Annotated in this window: 3 protein-coding genes; all 3 read left to right on the top strand. The window is 61.1% G+C overall.

All coding sequences use genetic code 11. From position 1 onward, the window contains the following. Positions 1–367, top strand: a 367-nt coding sequence (locus WCG50_RS16965) for an efflux RND transporter permease subunit (RefSeq protein ID WP_336900777.1), incomplete at its 5' end; no start/stop codon positions are given. After that, positions 364–3,483, top strand: a complete 3,120-nt coding sequence (locus WCG50_RS16970) for a multidrug efflux RND transporter permease subunit (RefSeq protein ID WP_336900778.1) — start codon at positions 364–366, stop codon at positions 3,481–3,483. The genes WCG50_RS16965 and WCG50_RS16970, both read left to right, overlap by 4 nt. Further along, a complete protein-coding gene (locus WCG50_RS16975) occupies positions 3,480–4,925 on the top strand; it encodes an efflux transporter outer membrane subunit (RefSeq protein ID WP_336900779.1) in 1,446 nt (481 codons plus the stop codon). Before WCG50_RS16970 ends, WCG50_RS16975 begins: the two co-directional genes overlap by 4 nt. Positions 4,926–5,425: the final 500 nt, after the last annotated feature.

Below are 5,425 nucleotides of genomic sequence, written 5' to 3' on the forward strand. Positions count from 1 at the left end.
CATCGGCATCGTGCTGCTGATCGGCATCGTCAAGAAAAACGCCATCATGATGATCGACTTTGCCTTGTATGCCGAGCGCGAGGAAGGACTGGCGCCGCGTGCGGCAATCCACAAAGCCTGTCTGTTGCGCTTTCGGCCGATTTTGATGACCACCATGGCCGCGCTGCTGGGTGCCCTGCCACTGATGTTGGGCACCGGTGCCGGGCATGAAATGCGCCATCCCCTGGGGGTGACCATGGTGGGTGGCTTGCTGGTGAGCCAGTTGCTGACCCTCTTTACCACGCCGGTGATTTACCTGGGCTTTGCCAGATTGGTGGCGCGCTTCAAACCAGCCATCCCGGCCACGCCCTTGGAAGGCGTTGCTTGAACATCTCGGCGCCGTTCATCGCCCGGCCCGTCGCCACCACGCTGGTCACTCTCGGGGTGGCGCTGGCGGGCGTGCTGGCTTTCTTTTTGCTGCCGATTGCACCGCTGCCGCAGGTGGATTTTCCGACCATCTCGGTCAGTGCGTCCTTGCCGGGGGCCAGCCCTGACACCATGGCCGCCACGGTGGCAACACCGCTGGAGCGGGCTTTGGGCAACATTGCCGGGGTCAGCGAAATGACGTCTCGCTCGTCGCTGGGCGCCACCAGCGTCACCTTGCAGTTTGACTTGAACCGCGACATCAACGGTGCTGCGCGGGATGTGCAGGCGGCCATCAATGCGGCGCGCACCTTGCTTCCCACGGGCATGCCAAGCAACCCGACCTACCGCAAAGTGAACCCGGCCGATGCGCCGATCATGATTTTGGCGCTGACCTCCGCCACCCTGACGCGGGGTCAGATGTACGATGCGGCCTCCACCGTGTTGGCGCAGCGGCTGTCGCAAGTCAAGGGGGTCGGACAAGTCACCATTGGTGGTGGCGCGCTGCCTGCCGTGCGGGTCGAACTGGACCCGGACAAACTGGCTGCCAAGGGCATTGCACTGGATGTGGTGCGCACAGCGCTGACCGCAACCAACGCCAATCGGCCCAAGGGTTCGGTGGAGCAAGACGGCCACAGCTGGCAAATCGGGGCCAATGACCAGGCCCTCACGGCTGCCGAGTACGCGCCGGTCCTGCTCAGCTACGTCAAGGGCGCCGCCGTGAGGCTGCGTGATGTGGCGCAGGTCATGGATTCGGTACAGGACGTGCGCAACTACGGTGTGGCCAATGGCAAACCGGCGATTGCGCTGTTTATTCTGAAGGAGCCCGGTGCCAACATCATCGAGACCGTCGAACGGGTGCGCGAGATTTTGCCGCGCCTCCAAGCCTCCATTCCAGCGGCCATCGATGTCCAGGTACTGAGTGACCGCACCCCCACCATTCGAGCCTCGTTGCTTGCGGTGGAACACGCCATGGCAATCGCCACCGGCTTGGTGATTCTGGTCGTGCTGCTGTTTTTGCGCAACTGGCGCGCCACCCTGCTACCGGCCATCGCGGTGCCGGTGTCGCTGGCGGGCACCTTGAGTGTGATGTACCTGGGTGGCTACAGTCTGGACAACCTCTCGGCCATGGCGCTGACGGTGGCCACCGGCTTTGTCGTGGACGATGCCATTGTGGTGCTGGAAAACATCACCCGCTACCTTGAGCAGGGCCTGTCACCGCGCGAGGCGGCCCTCAAAGGCGCACGCGAGATTGGTTTTACCGTGTTGTCGATCAGCTTGAGTCTGGTGGCGGTGTTCATCCCGCTGCTGGCCATGGGCGGCGTAGTCGGGCGGCTGTTTCGTGAGTTTGCCGTGGTGTTGACGGCCTCGATCCTGGTGTCGATGCTGGTGTCGCTCACCACCACGCCCATGATGGCTGCCGTGCTACTTAAAAAGCATAGCCCCCAGCGCATGCCAGGCCCGCTTGAGCGGGTATTTTCGCGTTTTGGCCACCGGGTGCTGCTGGGCTACCGCCGCTCCTTGATCTGGACGCTGCGTCACCAACCGGTCGCGATGCTGGCGCTGGTGGCGGTGGTGGGGCTCAACGTCACGCTTTACATGACGATTCCGAAGACGTTTTTTCCGCAACAAGACACCGGCGTGCTCATAGGTGGCGTGCAGGCCGACCAGGGCAGCTCGTTTCAGATGATGCAGGCGCGGGTCGACAAGTTCATGAAAATTGTCGGGTCTGACCCGGCGGTGGCCAATATCAGCGGCTCCACCGGCGGTGGGCAGCGCAACTCGGCCAACTTCTACATCGCCCTCAAGCCACTGGCCGAACGCGATGCCTCCGCCGATGCGGTGATTGCCCGCCTGCGCGGCAAGCTGTCGCACGAGGCCGGAGCCAATTTGTTTCTGGTGCCGGTGCAGGACATTCGCATTGGCGGACGCCAGTCCAATTCGCAATACCAGTACACATTGCAGGCCGATGACGCTGACACCTTGCGCCTCTGGGAGCCGCGCCTGCGGGCCGCTTTGTCGGCCTTGCCCGAGCTGACCGATGTCAACACCGACCAGCAGGACAAGGGCATGCAAACCTCGCTGCTGATTGACCGTGATGCAGCCGCGCGCCTGGGGGTCACCGTCAGCAACCTCGACACCACCCTGAACGATGCGTTTGGCCAGCGCCAGGTGGGCGTGATCTACAACCCGCTGAACCAGTACCGGGTGGTGATGGAACTGGCGCCGGAGTTTTTGCAAGGCCCAGAGACGCTCAAACGCCTCTACATCACCAACAAAACCGGTGTGCAGGTTCCGCTGTCATCGTTGGCCCGCATCGAGACCACCAACACGCCGTTGTCGGTGAATCACCAGGGCGGCGCGCCGGCATCGACCATCAGCTTTAACCTGCCGCTCGGGGTGTCGCTGTCGGAGGCGACCGCCGCCATCCACAATGCCATGGCCGAACTGGGCGTGCCGGTGTCGGTGCGCGGCAGCTTTGCCGGCACGGCCAATGCGTTTCAGCAGTCGCTGGCCTCGCAGCCTTGGCTGATTGCGGCGGCCATCATCACCATCTACCTGGTGCTGGGCATGTTGTACGAGAGTCTGATCCACCCGATCACGATTTTGTCGACCCTGCCCTCGGCCGGCGTGGGGGCCTTGCTGGCCCTGATGTTGTTCAAAAGCGAGTTTTCCATCATTGCGCTGATTGGCATCATTTTGTTGATTGGCATTGTCAAGAAGAACGCGATCATGATGATCGACTTTGCAATCTCACGCCAGCGCGCCGGGCACAGCTCCGCCGGTGCGGCCATTTACCGTGCCGCCAATTTGCGCCTGCGGCCGATCCTGATGACGACTTTTGCGGCCATTTTTGGTGCCGTACCGCTGGCCCTGGGCACGGGCGACGGGGCCGAGATGCGCCAACCGTTGGGCATTGCCATTGTTGGCGGCCTGGTCCTGAGCCAGTTGCTGACGCTCTACACCACGCCGGTGGTATTTGTGCTGATGGACCGGCTGCGGGGTCTGCCATGGCCCTGGCGAAAAGCCCTACCCAAAACCTTCAATGTCGTCTCAACCACTTTGGGCCATGCTTCATGATGATCCTGCGCTACACCCTGCTGCCGCTGGCAGCCGCCTTATTGCTGTCGGCCTGTGCCGTCAGTCCCGTTGCACCGCCAGCAGCGCTCGCAGCCCCAGCCCAGTTCAAAGAAGTCGGCCCCTGGCAACGCGCCAGCAGCGCGGCTTCGCCCATCGTGCCGGATGCCTGGTGGACGCTATTCAAAGACCCGGTGCTGGACGACCTGCAGCAGCGGCTGGTCATTGGCAACGAAACGCTGAAATCCTCCGTGGCGGCCGTTGCCAGTGCCCGTGCGGTGCTGACCGCCAGCCAAAGTGCCGTGTTTCCCATGCTCTCTGCGGGCGTGTCGGGTGCGCGCAATGGCAGTCCAACAGCGACCACCTCGCTTGCTGCGCAAAATCCAAATAACAGCGCGTCCTTGTCCCTGAATGCCAGTTGGGAAGTTGACCTGTGGGGTCGGCTGTCGCAAGCCAGCCGGGGTGCCACATCGGCGCTGCAGGCCAGCGCTGACGACTTGGCCTCTGCGCGTCTCTCGGCGCAGGCCACCTTGACCCAGACCTATTTTTCTTTGCGCACCGCAGAGGCACAAGCGCAATTGTTGGAGCGCAGTGTGACTGCCTACCAGCGTTCGCTCGACTTGACCCAAGCCCGCTATGACGGAGGTGTGGCGCCACGCACCGATGTGCTGCAAGCGCAAACCCAGCTCAGCAGCGCGCAAGGGCAGCTGGCCGAATTGACCGCCCAGCGTGGGCAACTCGAACATGCCATTGCGGTGCTGCTGGGCTTGTCGCCTTCAGTGTTGACGCTAGCCCCGACAGCGTTGTTGCCTGATACGCTGCAGGTGCCGGCCCGCCTGCCGGCCACGCTGCTGGAGCGTCGCCCGGACATTGCTGCGGCGCAAGCCCGGGTGGCGGCCAGCTACGCGCAGATCGGCGTCACGGACGCCGCGTTTTTCCCGGCACTCACACTGTCTGGCGGGACCGGTTTCAGCAACTCGTCCCTGGTCAACCTGGTCAACACACCAAATTTATTTTGGTCGCTGGGTTCGGCGCTGGCCGTGTCGATTCTGGATGGTGGCCAGCGAAAACAAGCCAGTGCCCAGGCCCGCGCCAGCGCCGACCAGGTGACCGCCAGTTACCGCCAGGTGGTGCTCACCGCCTTGCAGGAGGTGGAGGACAACCTGGTCCTTGGCTACCAGTTGCAGCAGGAGTTGAATTGGCAGGCGCAGGCGCTGCAATCTGCGCAGCGCAACCTCGAGATCACACTTGACCAATACCGTGCGGGTACCGTGAGCTACCTCAATGTGGTGGTGGCGCAAACCGCCGCCCTGGGCGTGGAGAGCAATCTTTTCGGGGTTCGCAACCGCCAGTTGGCAGCCGTCAACCAGTTGCTGAAAAACATTGCCGGTCGCTGGGAGCCCATCGAGCTGACAAAGCCAGAGCAAGCCAGCGTCGCTCAATGAGCAATTCAGATATTTCTGAGCTCAAATTCGGGCTTGACGTCAGCCCGATCATCAGACACCTTTCACTTCGTTGCTCGTTGCTCGTTGCTCGTTGCTCAGGTCAATTGACGGTAAAAGTCATAGGAGTTAGGACATAACTTCGGAAAAATTCTTCTGCTAAAGCAGTCTCTTGGAGCGTATTTTGTTACAGGAATAACTGTAACTATTGATCGTCAATCAAGTTGGATTATTTGTGCGTATGGGTCCGATGCCAGCAGCAACGAATGGCGTTTGACTGATATGTCATAAATTGAAATTTAGTAACCAAAAAGCTGTAGTCAACTAATACCCGCTCCCGTGGCCCTTGAGTTTTGAAAATATGAAAACTGGCATCCCCGTTTGGCTGACTGCTTCCAAGTTTTCTCACTGATTATGAGCTACTGCTTCCGGGAAAATTGATCGTCAGCTTTTGATAATCCGCTGAATATCATGGGTTTTCTGCGAATGTCGGCAATGGGTCT

This window comes from Rhodoferax sp. (assembly GCF_037143375.1).
In the GTDB taxonomy this organism is placed as follows: domain Bacteria; phylum Pseudomonadota; class Gammaproteobacteria; order Burkholderiales; family Burkholderiaceae_C; genus Rhodoferax.

Bases quoted from the DNA above. Each gene is read 5' to 3' on its own strand.
- WCG50_RS16975 (WP_336900779.1), top strand. From the start codon at position 3,480: ATGATGATCCTGCGCTACACCCTGCTGCCGCTGGCAGCCGCCTTATTG.